Consider the following 15,614-nt stretch of genomic DNA (forward strand, 5'->3'; position numbering starts at 1 on the left):
GTCTCGAAGTCATCCAGGGTTCAGGCCACCGCGCGCGGCGGATAGACCCGGGTAGGCACGAAAGGAATCAGGCAGATCAGGGCCACGGCGATGCAGGCCATGACCAGGTAAAGGTCGGCTGACGTCAACACCTGTGCCTGGTCATGAATGCGCTTGGCAAGGCCGGCAGCGTTGTCGTCGATCAGCGGGGCGTTGCCCAGGCTGTCCACCAGGTGGTTGGAATGAAAGTGCCGACGCAGGGTGCCCAAGGCATCCAGCAGGCCACCGGCAATCACGGCAGCCAGGCCCTTGACGGTGTTGAACCAGCTGGAGGCGAACGGCCCCTCCTGCGGGGTCATGCCGTTGGTAGAGAGCATCAGCAGTGGCAGTACGGCCATGGGCTGGCCGAACACCTGCAGCAGGTAGAACGGGTAGAAATCGCCACGGATCCACGCGCTGGTCAGCAGGCTGCTGCCCGCGCACGACACCGCCAGCATGGCCAGGCCGGTGGCCAGCACCCAGCGGCAGTCCACCGCCCGGATGTTGCACAGCGCAGCGGTCAGCGGCAGGGCGATCAGCTGCGGCATGGCTACCAGCAGCATCAGCGGGCTGGTCTGCGCCGGGCGGTAGCCCTGGATCTGCGCCAGGTACGCTGATGGGATCGTGCCGACGCCTGACAGCACGATCAGGACCCCGGCCAGGGTCACCAGGGCAAAACTGAGGTTGCGCCGCTGCAGCATGCGCAGCTGGAAGAACGGCAGCGGCTCGGACCATTCGTTGTACATGAACAGCACGAGCAACAGCACACCAGCGCCCAGCAACCAGCAGATCAGCGGCGAATCGAACCAGCCCCAGCGGTCACCCAGCGACAGGCCCAGGACGATGCAGCTGATCGCTGGCAGGCCGAGCAACACGCCGCGCCAGTCGAACTGCTTGAAGCGTTCCAGGCGCAATGGGTCCTGCGGCAGACCCCAGCCGACGCAGAACATGGCCAGTGCCGAGGGCAGGATGATCTGCCAGAACGCCCACTGCCAGCCGACGTATTCAGTCCACAGGCCAGCCAGCGGCGTCCCAAGGTTGGGCCCGAAAGTGGCGGTCAGGGCGTAGCAGGCCAAGCCATAGACCTTGATGCCGGGAGGCAGGAAGCGCAGTGCCACACTCATCAGCATCGGCGGCAAGGCGCCCGAGGCGAACCCCTGGAGCACGCGCAGCAGCATCAGGCTGTGCAGATTGGGGGCGAATGGTTGCAGCAACCCGAGCACGGCAAACAGGCCGACCGCACTCATGGTGAAGCGGCGCAGGGAGAAGGTGGTGGCCAACCAAGGCGCGAAGGCCATGGCCGATACCGACGCAGCGCTGTAGACCGCCAGCAACCAGGCGCCTTCGTCGGCACCGATGCCCATGGCGCCGCGGATGTCGGCGAGCGAAATCTTGGTGACCGACTCGTTGAGGCCGGCACAAAGCACCGCCAGCAAAACACCAAACAGCCCGACCACCACCCGCAGGCCGAACGCCGTCTGCGCAGGGGCGGCCGGCGCAGGGGCGGCGGCCATCGCGGCAGAAGGGGTGGACAAGGAACTCATGGGAAGACATCTCCAGCAACAAATTTGCGACTGGAGCAAGTCTATGAAGGCTCAATGCTGACGAAAACTGACTTCTCGGCAGGTTTATGTTGCGTCAGACGCAATCCGCCTCAAGGGTCGACGCTGCAACAGGCCTTCAAGGTCTGCCGCAGCCAGCGGTGTGTCGGGTCGTTGTGAAAGCGCGGGTGCCATGCCTGCAGCACCGTAACCCGCTCCAGTGGCACCGGGATCTCGAACGAGCGCAACGGCAGCCCGAGCTTGTGCACGCTGTTGAGGATATTGGCCGGCATCGGCAGGATCAGGTCGGAGTCCGGCAGCGAGAACAGCGCCGAGTGGAAACTCGGGGTGATCAGCGCCACCCGCCGCTGCACCTTGAAGTTGGCCAGTTCGACATCGATCGGCCCGTTGGCGCGGCCACGGCGGGACACGCTGATCTGTGGATAACTGGCGAAGCTGGCCGGGGTGATCGGCTGGTCGAAGATCGGGTGATCACGCCGTGCCAGGCCCACGTAGAAAGTCTGGAACAGGCTCTGCACCTTGATCTCCGGGCCCAGGTCAACGGTGGAGCTGATGATCAGGTCCGTGCGCCCATCGCGCAGCACGCTGTCGTCATCGCCACCGGGGCTTTCCGGCACGAAGCGCAGCACCGTGCGCGGCGCCTGTTCATGCATACGGCGCAGCAGCGGCGCGCCATACAAAGCGATGAACAGGTCATTGGTGCGAATGTTGAAGGCGCGATCGAGCCTGGGCAGGTCGACTGCATCGGCGCTGCGGAACACTTCGCCAGCCTGCTCCACCAGTGTTGCCACCTGCTCGCGCAAGGCCAGCGCCCGCGGCGTCGGCACCAGGCCACGGCCGGCGCGTACCAGGATCGGGTCGCCCAGCGCATCACGGATACGCCCCAGGGTACGGCTCATCGCCGCCGGGCTCAGGTTCATGCGCTGCGCGGCGCCGACCACGCTGCCTTCGTCGAGCAGGGCATCGAGGGCGACGAGCAGGTTCATGTCCGGGAGTTGCATGGCCGTTTTCCGTTACCGCTGTGGGGAAAGCCGATGGTAGCAGGTTGGCCGATTGCGTCAGACACAATGCGTTCGTGCGTGGTGGGGCATTTATCCAGGGCGCGGATTGAGCCAAGAATGATGGATGGCAGGTTCGGCCCTTCGCGGGTGCACCCGCTCCCACAGGTACGGCAAAAACCTGTAGGAGCGGGTTTACCCGCGAAGAGGCCGAACCTGCTGAAACATCTGCCAGCGCCAAGAAGGATTCCCAATGCCCAGCCCCGTCCTGATCGCAATAGATGCCTCCCCCGCAAGCACCGCATTGCTCACGCTCGCTCGCCGCTATTGCCGCCCCGGCGAACACGATCTGCATGTGCTGCTGGCCATCGACTCGACCTTCGCCGTACATGACAAGCCTGGGCCCTACACCACCGAAGAACTGGAGGAATACCCAGCCGCCTGCGAGGAGCAACGCCTGGGCGACCGCGCCGTGGCCGAAGCGGTGGCGCTGCTGCAACAGGCCGGCTTCAGCAGCCAGGGCTGCATGGTCGCCGGGCAGCCGGTCGAGGCAATTGTGGCCAAGGCACAGGAACTGAACTGCGAGCTGATCATCATGGGCCACCGCCACCTGTCGCGGCTGGGGCGGTTACTGGACCCGTCGATCAGCGCGAAGGTGATTGACCGGGTCGAGGTGCCGGTGTTGGTGGGGGCAGCTTGAACCGCTTATCAGTCAGGTAATGCAACTGCATTGACCATGCAATGCAATCGCATTACCTTGATAAGCATTGTGTAACTCTATGGACAACTGCCCATGGCTACCACCTTCGAAGTCGAGTCCACGCTGACCGATCGCTACCAGACCACCGTTCCTGAAACGGTGCGCCGTGCTTTGGGTTTGAAAAAGCGTGACAAGATCCATTACTCGATTCGCCCTGACGGTGATGTGATACTCACCCGCGCAGAGGCAACCGAGGACGATCCCGTGCTAGGCCAGTTCCTGAGTTTTCTGGCTCACGACATCGCAACCAATCCTCAACGGCTGCAGGTTGTCGATGCAGACCTCATCGCTCGCCTTGACAAGCTCGTGGGTGATGCAGAGGTCGACCTTGATCAACCTCTGTCGGCGGAAGATGAATGAATGATGCGAACAGGAAGCCGCTTGTAATTCATGGATGGACTGTCTTTGCCCACCCGCTGTTTCTGGCCAAACTGGAAGCACTCAGCGCGCAAGTTCAGGCTCAGATGCTGAAAGACCCGGCGGGTTACACGAAGAAGAATGCTTTCAAGCGGCTGGCGGCCATCAGGCGCTTGGCATTTGATGTGATTCCGCAGGACCCGACCAAGGCTGAATACCGGCAGGGCGCAACGCTGGGTAGTGACCACAAGCACTGGTTCAGAGTGAAGTTCTTTCAGCAATACCGGTTGTTCTTTCGCTACCACACTGCCAGCCGGATCATCGTGCTGGCCTGGGTCAATGACGAATCGAGCAAACGGGCCTACGACAGCAGCGACGACGCTTACAAGGTCTTTCAAAAGATGCTGCTGACCGGCCACCCTCCAGACGATTGGGATCAATTGCTGAAAGAGTGCGGGCCTGCGCATGTCAGGACCAGTTAACAGTACTCACTCTTCGCCCGGCTTCACCACCACCGTACAAGTCGTCCCCGCCGCCAGCAAAAAACCGTCCGGCACTTCATCAATGTGAATCCGCACCGGCACCCGCTGTGCCAGGCGCACCCAGTTGAACGTCGGGTTCACATCGGCGATCAGCTCGCGGCTCTGCGGGTTGTCGCGGTCGTAGATGCCCCGGGCGATGCTCTCCACGTGCCCCTTGAGCCGCTCGCCGCTCATCATTTGCAGCTCGGCCTGGTTACCCACCTTCACATGCGGCAGCTTGGTCTCTTCGAAGAAGCCGTACACCCAGAACGAGTGCTCGTCGACCACCGCCATCACCGCTTCTCCGGTACGCGCATAGTCGCCCTTGTGAATGTTCAGGTTGGTCACGTAACCGTCCACCGTAGCGACGATCTGGGTGCGCTTGAGGTTCAGCTCGGCTGCCGCCAGTTGCGCCTGGGCCTGCTGATAGTCGGCCTGGGCGGAGTTGGCGATGTTGCTGGCGTCGTCACGGTTTTCCCTGGAGATCACCAGGTTGTCCATGTCGGCACGGCGCTTGGCGTTGACCTTGCGCATTTCCCAGGTGGCCTTGCGCGAGGCGACCAGGGCCTTGGCCTGGTCGACCGCCAGCTGGTAGTGCTCAGGGTCGATCTGGATCAGCAGGTCACCCTTCTTTACCCGCTGGTTGTCCTTGACCGGGACGTCCACCACATAGCCTGGCACGTCGGCGGCGACGTTGATGATGTCAGCACGCACGCGGCCGTCGCGGGTCCACGGCGTGGTCATGTAGTGCAGCCACAACTGGCGTCCGATCACCACGGCAGCGGCCAGCACCAGCAGGGTAGCGATCAGGCTGAAGAACTTTTTCATCGAAGGATTCTCACCAGTAGAGCGACAGCGCCAGGGCGCCGAACAGGCAGACGAACAGGCTCAGGCGCAGCAGCGCCGGGTGCCAGAAGAAGCGGTAGCCATCATGGCTGGCGATGAACCGGTCCAGGCCCCAGGCCAGGCCCAGGGCGAACAGGAACATCAGGGTCATGGTGGGCATGTAAACGCCATGAAAGGCGATCTCGCGGGGCATGCTTTCACGGAGCATCGTGCAATCCTTTCGCCGGGGTCAGCGGCGACTGTGGGTCCAGCAGGGAGGAACGGATGAAGTGCAGGTAGCTCTGCACCCGGCGCAGCACCGAAGTGTCGAAATGCCGGGCGAAGGGTTCATCGGTGGCCTGCACGCGCGCGATGGCATGGTCCACCGCGACCAGCGCACGCTCGTAGTTGCTGGCGCTGGGCTGCAGAAACAGGCGGGCCAGGGCGCGGCCCATGACACGAATGGCCTGGCGCCACGGTTGTGACTCGGCGTAGGCCGGGTGAATCGGCGCGCGGGCCTGCTCCTTGCGCAGTTCGATGATGGCGTGGCCGATCTCCAGCACGGTGAACATCCAGCCCATCAGCTGGCTCTGTACCTGCGGCTTGCCGGCAGCCAGGCCATAGGCCTGGTGCAACAAGTCGCGGGTGCGGCTTTCGAAAGCCGAACCCAGCCCACGCAGGCGGCCGCTGATGGCGAACAGCACCTGCCCGCGCAGCTCCTGCTCCAGGCGACTCCATAGCCAGCGGCTGTTCGGCGGCAGGATGATCGCGCCGGCTGCGGCGCAGACGAACATGCCGATGACCATGCCGATGTAGTCGTTGATGAAGCTGTACGGGTCATAGATCGTCAGGTTGTTCGGCACCGAGCCGATGGCGAAGAACACCAGCAGGCCAATGCCGTAACCGGCGTAGGCCGGCCGTGACGAGAGGAATGCCCCGAGCACGAACACCGGCGCCAGGACCATGCACAGCAGCGCGAAGCCGTCGATCCAGGGGAACACGAAGAAGGTTTCGAAGAAACCGATGAAGGCCCCGATCGCCGTGCCACAGGCCATCTGGAACGACATGCGCTTGGGGTTCGGCGAAGCGGCCGAGAGGCCCACGGTGACGGTGGCGATCAGGGTCATCATGGCGCCGCTGGGCCAGTCGCTCATCAGCCAGTAACTGCCCAGCAGCAACAGCACCGCGCAAGCGCGCACCCCGGCAGCCAGCGACACCAGCCAGCTGGTCTGCGCCACGTAGGGCTCGTCCCATTGCTCGCGCTCGTGTTTGTGCGCGGCCAGCGAAGCGTGGGTTTCGGCGTAGCTGTACATCTCGTCGACGAAGCGGTAGAGCAGTTCGAACGCGGTGTGGAAGTCCAGCAGGTCGGCTTCGCTGGGCTGGGTGGCCAGATAGTCGGCGCGCAAGCTACGCACCTGCGCCTGCAGGCCTTCCTTGTAAGCCGCCAGCTCCAGCGTCAGGCGCAGCGCATCGGCGTCGGTCAGGGCCCGGCCCACATAGGGCTGCAACAGCTCCACCAAGGTGTTCAGGCCAGGCTCGATGGCGCCGACGATCTGCAGCGGGCCGCGCGCGCGCAGGCGCTCCAGCAGGCGGTGCAAAGCGTTGAAGCGCGTGGTGATGGCCATGAACTCGCTGTTCATGCGCACCAATCGGCCAGAGCGGCGACGCATGTGCGGGTCTTCGAAGGCGGTAACGTTGCGCAGGCTCTCCAGCCCCACCGCTTCGGCGACGAAGCGCACGTTGCTGGCCTCGAAGCGGTCGCGCTGGCTATCGCCGCGCAAGGCTTCCACGACGACCCCGGCGAACACGCCGAAACGCTGGTACAGGGCGTTGCGCATGGCGGCACTGGCCGACTGCGGCAGCACCGCGGCGCTGACGAAGGTCGACACCAGGATGCCCAGGGCGATCTCCAGCACCCGCCATACGGCCGCCATGAACGCCTGGTCCGGGTGCTGCAGCACGGGCAGGCCGATCATCGCCGCGGTGTAGCCGGCGAGGACGAAGCCATAGGCGCGGAAGGTGCGGTAGCGCATGGCGCCGGCCGAGCACAGGCCGACCCACACCGCCAGGCTGGGCAGGAACAGCTCGGTGTTCTGCGGGAAGATGGCGATCAGCGCGACCATCATCGCCGAACCGGCCAGGGTACCGAGCACCCGGTAGAAGCTCTTGGCGAACACATGGCCGCTTTGCGGCTGCATGACGATGAACACGGTGATCATCGCCGTGCGCGGTTGCGGCAGCTCCAGGCGCATGGCCAGCCACAGGGTAATGAACGCGGCCGCGAGCACCTTGAAGATGTACACCCAGGTCACGCCGTCGGTGCGCGCCCAGGCGAAGAAGCCCCGGCGCCATTCCAGGCTCTGCAGCCAGCGCACGGGCAAACTGGAAGTGCTCATTCGGCGTCATCCGCGTTCTTGTCGAAGATGACCAGGGTGGCCGGGGTTTTCGGCGCTGCCTGGCGTTCTTCCTGCGGCACGTCCCGGCCAGCCTGCAGGCCGCCACCCAGGGCGGTGACCAGTTCGGCATGGGCGATCAGGCGTGCAGCCTGCACTTGCTGCTGCACCTGCTGTTGGCGGAACAGCAGGGTTTGCGCGTTGAGCACATTGAGGTAGTCGGTCAGCCCGCGCTGGAAGGCCACCGTGGCGATGTCGTAGGTCTTTTGCGCAGCGGCCACCGATTCGGCAGCGAAGTGCGACTGTTGCTTCATCGATTCACGGCGGATCAGCTGGTCGGAAATGTTCTTCAGCGCGCCGACCACGGTCTGGTTGTAGCGCGCCACCGCTACGTCGTAACTCGCCGAGGCTACGCCCAGCTGCGAGCGCAGGCGGCCACCGTCGAAGATCGGCAGGCTGATCGCCGGGCCGACGTTGTAGTTGAACTTGCGCCCTGTCAGGAATTCCAGCGGACCACCGCCAGTGGCCATGAAGCCGAGGCTGCCGACCAGGTCGACGTTGGGGAAGAAGCCGGCATGGGCGACATCGATGCCACGGGCCTGCGCGGCGACCTGCCAGCGGCTGGCGACCACGTCCGGGCGCTGGCCGACCAGTTCGGCAGGCAGGTTCGACGGCAGTTTCAGCGGGGCCGCGAGGGCCAGGGCCGGCCGTTGCAATTGCGCGCCCTCCCCCGGCCCTTTACCGGCCAGCGCCGCCAACTGGTTACGGGTCAGGGCGATTTCCTCGTCGAGGCTGTCGAGCTGGCGATGGGTTTCGGGCAGCGGTGCCTCGGCCTGGCTGACCTCGAAATGGGTGCCGATGCCGCCATCCAGGCGGCGCTTGGCCAGGGCCAGGATCTGCTCCTGCTGTTGCAGCTCGGCCTTGACGATATCGCGCTGGGCGAACTGCAGGCTCAGCTGGATGTAGGCACGTACCACATTGTTCTGCAGTTCCAGCTGCGCCTGGCGGGCCTCGGCCACGCTCATGTGCGCCTGGTCGACCGCCTGCTCGCTGGCGTTGCGTTCGCGGCCCCACAGGTCCAGCGCGTAGCTGAAGCCGATGGCGGCGTTGTTGTCCCAGGTGTTGGCGCCCGACAGCGCGCCAGGGCCGTAGAACTGGTCCTCGGGCCAGTTGTGCCGCTTGAGCGTGGCGTCACCGTTGACCTGGAGCTTTTCCGCCGACTCGACCACACCGGCCATGGCCTTGGCTTCACGCACACGCGCAGCGGCCATGGCCAGGCTTGGGCTACCGGCTATGGCGAGGTCGATCCAGCGGTCGAGTTGTGGGTCGCCATAGGCCTGCCACCAGCGCTGGTCAGGCCAGTGCGCGTCGCTGGCCGCTTCGCGAATGGCCGCGTCGGTGATCAAGGTATTGGCTTGCAGGGTCTTGCTTTGCGGGGCGATACCCCAGGTTCCGATACAGCCGCTCAAGGTGAGACAAAGGGCACAGGCACTGAACACTTCAAGCGTTCTGTTGATGCGACGCGGCACAGCTGCGATTTCCCGAGGAAGAGGTGGAGGGGCCGCGCAATTCTAGGGGGCCGCCGCACTGGCGATAAGCGTATATTCTTGCGAATCTTTGTTACCGAAACGGCGATAATCCGGCTTTGGTCGAACGCACATTCGCGTTACTTCGTGACACAATTTTGTCCTCTACCTTGAGAGTGACCCATGGACACCCTGCAAAACATGCGTGCTTTCAGTTGCGTAGCCCAGCTAGGCAGCTTTACCGCTGCCGCGGCGCAACTGGATACGACCACCGCGAACGTGTCGCGGGCGGTCTCCAACCTGGAAGCCCATCTGCAAACCCGGCTGCTCAACCGCACCACCCGGCGCATCGCCCTGACCGAGGCCGGCAAGCGTTACCTGATGCGCTGTGAACAGATCCTTACCTATGTCGAAGAAGCCGAAGCCGAAGCCAGCGATGCCCATGCCCGGCCTGCCGGCCAATTGAAGGTGCATTCGATGACCGGGGTCGGTCAGCACTTCGTGGTAGACGCCATCGCCCGCTACCGCGAATCGCACCCGGACGTGACCTTCGACCTGACCATGGCCAACCGCGTGCCCGACCTGCTCGACGAGGGTTACGACGTGTCCATCGTGCTGGCCACCGAGCTGCCGGACTCGGGCTTCGTCTCACAACGCCTGGGCATCACCTACAGCATTGTCTGCGCCTCGCCGGAGTACGTGGCCAAGCACGGTTTTGCCCATAAACCGGTCGACCTGCTCAAGCATGCCTGCCTGCGCATGGTCAGCCCGGTGATTCCACTGGAAAAATGGCTGTTCGACGGCCCGGAGGGCCAGGAGCTGGTCAACATCACCAGCTCACCGTTCCAGGTCAACTCGGCGGATGCGATGAAAACCGCGATCCGCAGTGGCATGGGCATGGGGGTGTTGCCGATCTACTCGGTGATCGATGGTTTGCGCGACGGCAGCCTGGTGCGGGTGATGCCGGAGTACCGGCTGCAGGAGCTCAACCTGTATGCCATCTACCCTTCGCGCCAATACCTGGATGCCAAGATCAAGACCTGGGTCGAATACCTGCGCAACTCGCTGCCGGAAATTCTGGCGGCCCATGAAGCCGACCTGAAAACCCACGAATTGCTGATCGCCAACTGAAAAAGCTGCTGCACGGCGGCGGTGGACAATGGTAGGTTGCTAACCAATCAACCCGACCCACCGCCCCGAGAAGTTGCCGATGAAAAAGACCGTCCTGGCCTTCAGCCGCATCACCCCCGCCATGGCCGAGCGCCTGCAGCAAGACTTCAACGTGATCGTGCCGAACCCCAGGCTCGGCGACATCAGTGCCCAGTTCAACGAAGCCCTGCCCGAGGCCCATGGCCTGATCGGCGCTGGCCGCAAGCTCGGCCGCGCGCAGCTCGAAGGTGCAGGCAAGCTCGAAGTGGTGTCCAGCATCTCGGTTGGCTATGACAACTATGACGTCGACTATTTCAACGAGCGCGGCATCGCCCTGACCAACACGCCGGACGTGCTCACCGAAAGCACCGCCGACCTGGGTTTCTCGCTGATCATGGGCTGCGCCCGCCGCACCGCCGAACTCGACGCCTGGACCAAGGCCGGCAACTGGCAGGCCACGGTGGCCCCTTCGCACTTCGGTAGCGATGTGCATGGCAAGACGCTGGGCATCGTCGGCTTGGGCAACATCGGTGCCGCCGTCGCCCGCCGTGGCCGCTTCGGCTTCAACATGTCGATCCTGTACGCTGGCAACAGCCGCAAGACTGCCCTGGAACAAGAACTGGGCGCCCAGTACCGCAGCCTCGAGCAACTGCTGGCCGAGTCCGACTTCGTCTGCCTGGTGGTGCCGCTGTCCGATGCCACGCGCAAGTTGATCGGTGCCCGTGAATTGAAGCTGATGAAACCGAGCGCGTTCCTGATCAACATCGCCCGGGGCCCGGTGGTCGACGAAGCGGCACTGGTCGAAGCGCTGCAGAACGGCACCATTCGTGGCGCCGGCCTGGATGTGTACGAAAAGGAACCGCTGAGTGAATCGCCGCTGTTCCAGCTGCCCAATGCGCTGACCTTGCCACATATCGGTTCGGCGACTGCCGAAACCCGCGAGGCCATGGCCAACCGGGCGATGGAAAATCTGCGCGCGGCATTGCTCGGCGAGCGGCCACGGGACTTGGTGAATCCACAGGTATGGAAGGGCTGAAAGCCCTCCGTAGCCCCCTCATGCCAGAGCGGTGGCGGCTTTTTTGGGCCGAGGCTTGCGAAACACCAGGACATTGCCCGCCATCACCGCTACCAGCCCCAGCAGCGCCGGGGCTGTCCATTGATAGCCTTCGACGAATGCCGATACATTCAGCGCCACCAGCGGGAACAGCACGGTGCAGTAGGCAGCCCGCTCCGGCCCCATGCGCCCGACCAGGGTCAGGTAGGCGGTAAAGCCGATCACCGAACCGGGTATGACCAGATACAACAGCGAACCGATGTAGCGGGTGCTCCATTCCATGGCGAACGGAATGCCACTGACCAGGCAATACAGCGCCAGCATCGATGCGCCGTAGGCCATGCCCCAGGCATTGGTGGTCATGGGCTTGAGCCCGGCCTTCTGCTGCATGCTGGAGAGCATGTTGCCGGCCGAGAAGCACAGCGTGCCGAGCAGTGCCAGGCCCAGGCCGTAGAGGGTTTCGCGACTGGCTGTGTGATGCGAAAGCTCGGGCCAGAACAACAGGCCCAGGCCGAGCAAGCCCAGCGCGCCCCCAGCGAGAACATTGCTGGCGATCTTCTGGCCGAAGAAGATCCGCGCGTTCAAGGCATTCCACAACGTGGCGGTGGAGAACACCACGGCGATCAGGCCGCTGGCGATCCATTGGCTGGCGGTGAGGAAGCACATGAAGTTGACGCAGAACAGGCAGAATCCCTGCGCCAGGCAGATCAGGTGGCCGCGCCGGTTCATCGGCTGCAGGCGCCGCGTGAACAGAAGAATGGCGAACAGGATCAGGCCGGCCAGGGCGAAGCGGTAGACGATCGATACGGCAATGGCGACTACGCCCAGTTGCAGCTTCAGGGCGATCCAGGTGGTGCCCCAGATCAGGACGGTGAGCAGGTACAGCGCGAGGTTCATGGTGGCGGTTCCTTGGGCCTATCAACTTTTCAACACCAGTGTTCTCCCTGCCCACCGCCATGCGCTTGCACAAACTTGCGCTTTTCGCCCCCGGGTGGCTGTCAGCGCAACGCGGGCGAAGTAGGATGAGCCCAGAGGAATTGCCCATGACCCCACTCACCCAGCTGCAAGTGTTCAACGCCATGCACGCCTCGCCCAACGCACGGCTGGAGCTGAGCGCGCAGCTGGGCGACGGCTTGGCGGCGGCGTTGTGGAGCAACCGCGACGATGCGCGCGACTACCAGGCGCCGAGCCATCACACGCTGTCGTGCTACATCGCCGACGGCACCGGGACCTTTCGTCGCCAGCGCCCGGCCGACAAGGGCGCGCCAAACAAACTGTGCATCATGCCGGCAGGGCACGAGTCGAACTGGGTCGTGAACGGTGCAATTCGCCTGGCCCACCTGTACATCAGCGAAGCGCAGTTCGCCTTGGGTTGTGTGCGCCTGCTCGATCGCGAGCCACGCGAACTGCAACTGCAGGAAGCGACCTTCCTCGATGACCCGCGACAATCCGTGCGCTTTCGCCAGTTGATCACGCTGGACTGGGATGAGCCCGCCGAGCGTCTGCTGGCCAGCAGCCTTGCCCATGAGATCGTCGACCATGCCGTGCTCAGCCAGGTTGGCCTGCGCCAAGGGTTGCGCCTGAAAGGCGGGTTGGCGCCGAGCCTGCGCCGACAGCTGGTGGAGTACATCGAGGCGCACCTGGACCAGCCGATCACCCTGGGAGAACTGGCACTGCGCTGCAACCTGTCCGAGTACCACTTTGCGCGGATGTTCCGCACCAGCTTTGGCCTGCCGCCGCATCAGTACCTGCTGGCGCGCAGGCTGCATCGGGCCTGCCAGCTGTTGCGCCTGGGCGAATTGCCGTTGGGCCAGGTGGCACTGTTGTGCGGGTTTGCCAGTGCCAGCCATTTCAGCAACCGCTTCCGCCAGGCCTTCGGAGCAACCCCTGGCGATTACCGTCTGGCCCTTCGCGGCTAAAGCTGCTCCTACAGGTACCGCACAGTTTTCAAAACCCGTGATATCCCCGTAGGAGCGGCCTTAGCCGCGAAAAGGCAGGCACAGGCGGCACAAGGCTCAGAACTCGAAGGTACTCGACAGGCTCACCTGCCGCGCATCGCCAATCGCCACGAAATACTGGTTAACCGCCGAGCTGTAGTAGACCTTGTCGAACAGGTTCTTCACGTTCAGTTGCAGGCGCACATTGTGCTCATCAAGCTTGGTCTCATAGGTGGCGAATGCATCAGCCACGGTATAGCTCGGCAGGTCGAACGTGTTGGTCGCGTTCCCCGACCGCTCACCCACATAACGCGCCCCGGCGCCGAAACGCAGGCGATCGCCACCCAGGAGGCTGCCGAAGTCATACACCGCCGACAGCGAACCGCTATGCCGGGCCACGTTCTGCAGGCGGTTGCCTTCAAGGTCGGGGTCCTTGGTCACCTTGGCATCGGTATAGGCGTAACTGCCGATCAGGCTCCAGCGCTCGCTGAGCTGCCCGGTCAGGTCGAGCTCCACGCCGCGTGAGCTGACTTCCCCGGCGTTGCTGTAGACCGTCTCGCCAGTGCCACTGTCGAAGTTGGACACCAGCACGTTGCGCTTGGTGATATCGAACAGCGCCAGCGTACCGGTGAGGCTGCCCGGCATGTCGAGCTTGGCGCCCAGCTCCCAGGACTTGCCCTCCTCCGGCGCCACCGAGGAGTCCAGCACCACGCCCCCGGTCAGCGGGGCGATGCTGGAGTTCGGCTTGAACGACTCGCTGTAGCTGCCATAGAACGACAGCTGGTCATCGACCTTGTAGACGATGCCCGCATGCGGCACCCAGGCCTGGCCGTTGCTGTCGGTATTGGCCTTGAACGGGCGGCCACGGCCGGCGTACTGGTCATACTGCTGGTAACGCGCGCCCGCTACCAGGATCCAGTGTTCGTCCAGGTGCAGCGCGTCCTGCACGAACAAGGCGTCGGTGCGCAGCTTGTCGGTCTGGTCGCTGTCGCTCGCACGCACCGTGCTGCCCTCCACCTCCTGGCCGTAGACCGGGTTCACGTAGCTGAAGGCCGATCGAGAGGTCTGACGGATCAGGTCGCCACGAAAGATCTTGCGGTCTTCGTGGTCGATACCGAACAACAGGTCGTTCTGCATACCGGCCAGCTCGACATTGCCATTGAGGCTCAAGGTGGCGAACTGGTCGCGGCTCATGGCGTTGTGGGTGCCGTCGATGCTGCGCGTCAGCGTGCCCTTGGCCTCGTTCACGCCGGTAACGCGAACCTGGCTGGCATCGTACGTCTCGCGGTTGAAGCTGTAGCCGAAGTGCAGCTTCCAGTCGTCGGTCAGTTGGTGATCGACCTCCAGGCGGTACAGGTCGGAGCGCCCTTCCATGTCGTTGAACGGCTCGTCCAGGCGCCGGGTAGCCGGGATGTCCAGCGGGTGGCCGTTGCTGCCGAATGCTGTGCCGCGGTCGAACGGATAGAGGAATTCGCGGTGCTCGTAGGCCAGCACCACCTGGGTATCTTCGCCGAGCCAGGCCAACGACGGCGCCACCAGCGATTCGCGGTGCACGCCGAAGTTGCGCCAGTAATCCTCGTCTTCGTGATCGACGATCAGGCGGTAGGCGAAATTGCTGTCGCCCAACGCGCCGGTGCTGTCGAAGCCGCCGCCGCTGCCATTCTTGCCGCTGCCGTAAGTGGAACCGCGCACGGTCAGGGCGTTGTACTGCTGCAGTTGCGGGCGCTTGCTGACCACGTTGATCACCCCGCCCGGGTCCTGGATGCCGTACAGCAGCGAGGCCGGGCCCTTGAGCACTTCGACCCGCTCGGTAGTGGCATTGAGGCTGCGGCCCTGCACCACCGGCATGCCGTCACGCATGATCGAGCCGTCGCGGTTGTCACCGAAGCCGCGTTTCATCACCGTGTCGGACGTGCCGCCGAAGTTGTTGCCCTGGGTAATGCCACTGACATTGGCCAACGCGTCGTCAAGGTTGCGTGGGGCCTGGTCGCGGATGACCTGGGCCGGTACCACGTTGATCGCCTGGGGGATGTCCTGGGTGGGGCCCTGGCCGCGCATGATCGAGGCACTGGCGGGTGGCTGATAGCTGTAGCTGTCCATTTGTGAGGTCACCGTGGTGGCCTGCAGGTTGAGGGCGCCAGAGGTATCTACAGGTTCGAGCGTCAGGGTGCGTGCATCGAGGCGACGCCAGGTCAGCCCACTGTTACCCAGCAGCCGTTGCAGGGCCTGCTCGGCGCTGAACGAACCATTGAGGGCCGGGGCCTGCACGCCTGGCAGTTCGAGGGTGTAGACGACACTCTGGCCAGTGGCACGGCTGAAGGCGCCCAGGGCCTGGGCCAGCGGCTGGCCGGGCTGGTCGAAAGCGTGCAGTTGCAGTTGCTCGGCGGCCATGAGGCCAGGGGCAGCGGTGATGGCCGGGCACACTGCAAGGCCAAACCAGAGGGGGACGCAACGCGGGGTGAACTTCATGGACGCTGACCTGTGAGAGGGTTATTACTGCGAATGAATCGCACT

The 15,614-nt window shown here is 64.0% G+C and carries 14 protein-coding genes; 6 read left to right on the forward strand and 8 right to left on the reverse strand.

The genetic code is table 11. The features are described 5' to 3' along the window. Positions 1-20: 20 nt before the first annotated feature. Positions 21-1,562, reverse strand: coding sequence for an MFS transporter (locus HU738_RS19660; RefSeq protein WP_176508250.1), 1,542 nt, complete (start codon positions 1,560-1,562; stop codon positions 21-23). Between the two features lie 110 nt (positions 1,563-1,672). Then, on the reverse strand, positions 1,673-2,581 hold the full coding sequence (locus HU738_RS19665; RefSeq protein ID WP_186601223.1) for a LysR family transcriptional regulator: 909 nt from the start codon (positions 2,579-2,581) through the stop codon (positions 1,673-1,675). Positions 2,582-2,831: 250 nt separating this feature from the next. On the opposite strand from HU738_RS19665, the gene HU738_RS19670 reads away from it, so the two are divergent. From HU738_RS19670 to HU738_RS19680, 3 genes are all read left to right on the forward strand, one after another. Further along, positions 2,832-3,278, forward strand: a complete 447-nt coding sequence (locus tag HU738_RS19670; RefSeq protein WP_186601222.1) for a universal stress protein — start codon at positions 2,832-2,834, stop codon at positions 3,276-3,278. 93 nt (positions 3,279-3,371) lie between these two features. After that, positions 3,372-3,698 carry a type II toxin-antitoxin system PrlF family antitoxin gene (locus HU738_RS19675; protein ID WP_186601221.1) on the forward strand — a complete coding sequence of 109 codons (327 nt, stop codon included), beginning with the start codon at positions 3,372-3,374 and terminating at the stop codon, positions 3,696-3,698. Then, positions 3,695-4,177 (forward strand): type II toxin-antitoxin system YhaV family toxin, encoded by a 483-nt coding sequence (locus HU738_RS19680; RefSeq protein ID WP_186601220.1) that lies wholly within the window; start codon positions 3,695-3,697, stop codon positions 4,175-4,177. Before HU738_RS19675 ends, HU738_RS19680 begins: the two co-directional genes overlap by 4 nt. 6 nt (positions 4,178-4,183) lie before the next feature. Here the strand turns inward: HU738_RS19680 and HU738_RS19685 are convergent, their stop codons facing one another. From HU738_RS19685 to HU738_RS19700, 4 genes are read right to left on the reverse strand one after another with little or no spacing between them, the layout of a single operon-like run. After that, positions 4,184-5,044 carry an efflux RND transporter periplasmic adaptor subunit gene (locus HU738_RS19685; protein ID WP_176508243.1) on the reverse strand — a complete coding sequence of 287 codons (861 nt, stop codon included), beginning with the start codon at positions 5,042-5,044 and terminating at the stop codon, positions 4,184-4,186. Positions 5,045-5,054: 10 nt separating this feature from the next. Next, on the reverse strand, positions 5,055-5,255 hold the full coding sequence (locus HU738_RS19690; protein WP_008097766.1) for a DUF1656 domain-containing protein: 201 nt from the start codon (positions 5,253-5,255) through the stop codon (positions 5,055-5,057). Between the two features lie 4 nt (positions 5,256-5,259). Next, positions 5,260-7,437 carry an FUSC family protein gene (locus HU738_RS19695; protein WP_186601219.1) on the reverse strand — a complete coding sequence of 726 codons (2,178 nt, stop codon included), beginning with the start codon at positions 7,435-7,437 and terminating at the stop codon, positions 5,260-5,262. Further along, entirely contained in the window at positions 7,434-8,963 is a 1,530-nt protein-coding gene (locus tag HU738_RS19700; protein ID WP_186601218.1) for an efflux transporter outer membrane subunit, read from the reverse strand. Before HU738_RS19700 ends, HU738_RS19695 begins: the two co-directional genes overlap by 4 nt. Positions 8,964-9,143: 180 nt before the next feature. On the opposite strand from HU738_RS19700, the gene HU738_RS19705 reads away from it, so the two are divergent. Together HU738_RS19705 and HU738_RS19710 are read left to right on the forward strand one after the other, a co-directional pair. Continuing rightward, positions 9,144-10,091, forward strand: coding sequence for a LysR family transcriptional regulator (locus HU738_RS19705; RefSeq protein ID WP_027918463.1), 948 nt, complete (start codon positions 9,144-9,146; stop codon positions 10,089-10,091). 79 nt (positions 10,092-10,170) lie between these two features. After that, a complete protein-coding gene (locus tag HU738_RS19710) occupies positions 10,171-11,145 on the forward strand; it encodes a 2-hydroxyacid dehydrogenase (RefSeq protein WP_186601217.1) in 975 nt (324 codons plus the stop codon). 18 nt (positions 11,146-11,163) lie between these two features. Here HU738_RS19710 and HU738_RS19715 read toward each other — a convergent pair whose 3' ends face one another. Continuing rightward, positions 11,164-12,060 (reverse strand): DMT family transporter, encoded by an 897-nt coding sequence (locus tag HU738_RS19715; protein ID WP_186601216.1) that lies wholly within the window; start codon positions 12,058-12,060, stop codon positions 11,164-11,166. A 146-nt stretch (positions 12,061-12,206) separates the two neighbouring features. Here HU738_RS19715 and HU738_RS19720 point away from each other — a divergent pair, with 146 nt between their 5' ends. Continuing rightward, a complete protein-coding gene (locus tag HU738_RS19720; RefSeq protein ID WP_186601215.1) occupies positions 12,207-13,082 on the forward strand; it encodes a helix-turn-helix domain-containing protein in 876 nt (291 codons plus the stop codon). A gap of 96 nt (positions 13,083-13,178) precedes the next feature. Here the strand turns inward: HU738_RS19720 and HU738_RS19725 are convergent, their stop codons facing one another. Then, positions 13,179-15,569: a TonB-dependent siderophore receptor gene (locus tag HU738_RS19725; RefSeq protein ID WP_186601214.1), complete on the reverse strand. Its 2,391-nt coding sequence runs from the start codon at positions 15,567-15,569 to the stop codon at positions 13,179-13,181. Positions 15,570-15,614: the final 45 nt, after the last annotated feature.

It is taken from the genome of Pseudomonas vlassakiae (assembly GCF_014269035.2).
Lineage (GTDB): Bacteria > Pseudomonadota > Gammaproteobacteria > Pseudomonadales > Pseudomonadaceae > Aquipseudomonas > Aquipseudomonas vlassakiae.

Excerpts from the sequence above, each read along its gene's own strand:
- HU738_RS19660 (WP_176508250.1), bottom strand. The coding sequence starts at position 1,562 with ATGAGTTCCTTGTCCACCCCTTCTGCCGCGATGGCCGCCGCCCCTGCG.
- HU738_RS19665 (WP_186601223.1), bottom strand. The coding sequence starts at position 2,581 with ATGCAACTCCCGGACATGAACCTGCTCGTCGCCCTCGATGCCCTGCTC.
- HU738_RS19670 (WP_186601222.1), top strand. The coding sequence starts at position 2,832 with ATGCCCAGCCCCGTCCTGATCGCAATAGATGCCTCCCCCGCAAGCACC.
- HU738_RS19675 (WP_186601221.1), top strand. The coding sequence starts at position 3,372 with ATGGCTACCACCTTCGAAGTCGAGTCCACGCTGACCGATCGCTACCAG.
- HU738_RS19680 (WP_186601220.1), top strand. The coding sequence starts at position 3,695 with ATGAATGATGCGAACAGGAAGCCGCTTGTAATTCATGGATGGACTGTC.
- HU738_RS19685 (WP_176508243.1), bottom strand. The coding sequence starts at position 5,044 with ATGAAAAAGTTCTTCAGCCTGATCGCTACCCTGCTGGTGCTGGCCGCT.
- HU738_RS19690 (WP_008097766.1), bottom strand. The coding sequence starts at position 5,255 with ATGCCCCGCGAGATCGCCTTTCATGGCGTTTACATGCCCACCATGACC.
- HU738_RS19695 (WP_186601219.1), bottom strand. The coding sequence starts at position 7,437 with ATGAGCACTTCCAGTTTGCCCGTGCGCTGGCTGCAGAGCCTGGAATGG.
- HU738_RS19705 (WP_027918463.1), top strand. The coding sequence starts at position 9,144 with ATGGACACCCTGCAAAACATGCGTGCTTTCAGTTGCGTAGCCCAGCTA.
- HU738_RS19710 (WP_186601217.1), top strand. The coding sequence starts at position 10,171 with ATGAAAAAGACCGTCCTGGCCTTCAGCCGCATCACCCCCGCCATGGCC.
- HU738_RS19715 (WP_186601216.1), bottom strand. The coding sequence starts at position 12,060 with ATGAACCTCGCGCTGTACCTGCTCACCGTCCTGATCTGGGGCACCACC.
- HU738_RS19720 (WP_186601215.1), top strand. The coding sequence starts at position 12,207 with ATGACCCCACTCACCCAGCTGCAAGTGTTCAACGCCATGCACGCCTCG.
- HU738_RS19725 (WP_186601214.1), bottom strand. The coding sequence starts at position 15,569 with ATGAAGTTCACCCCGCGTTGCGTCCCCCTCTGGTTTGGCCTTGCAGTG.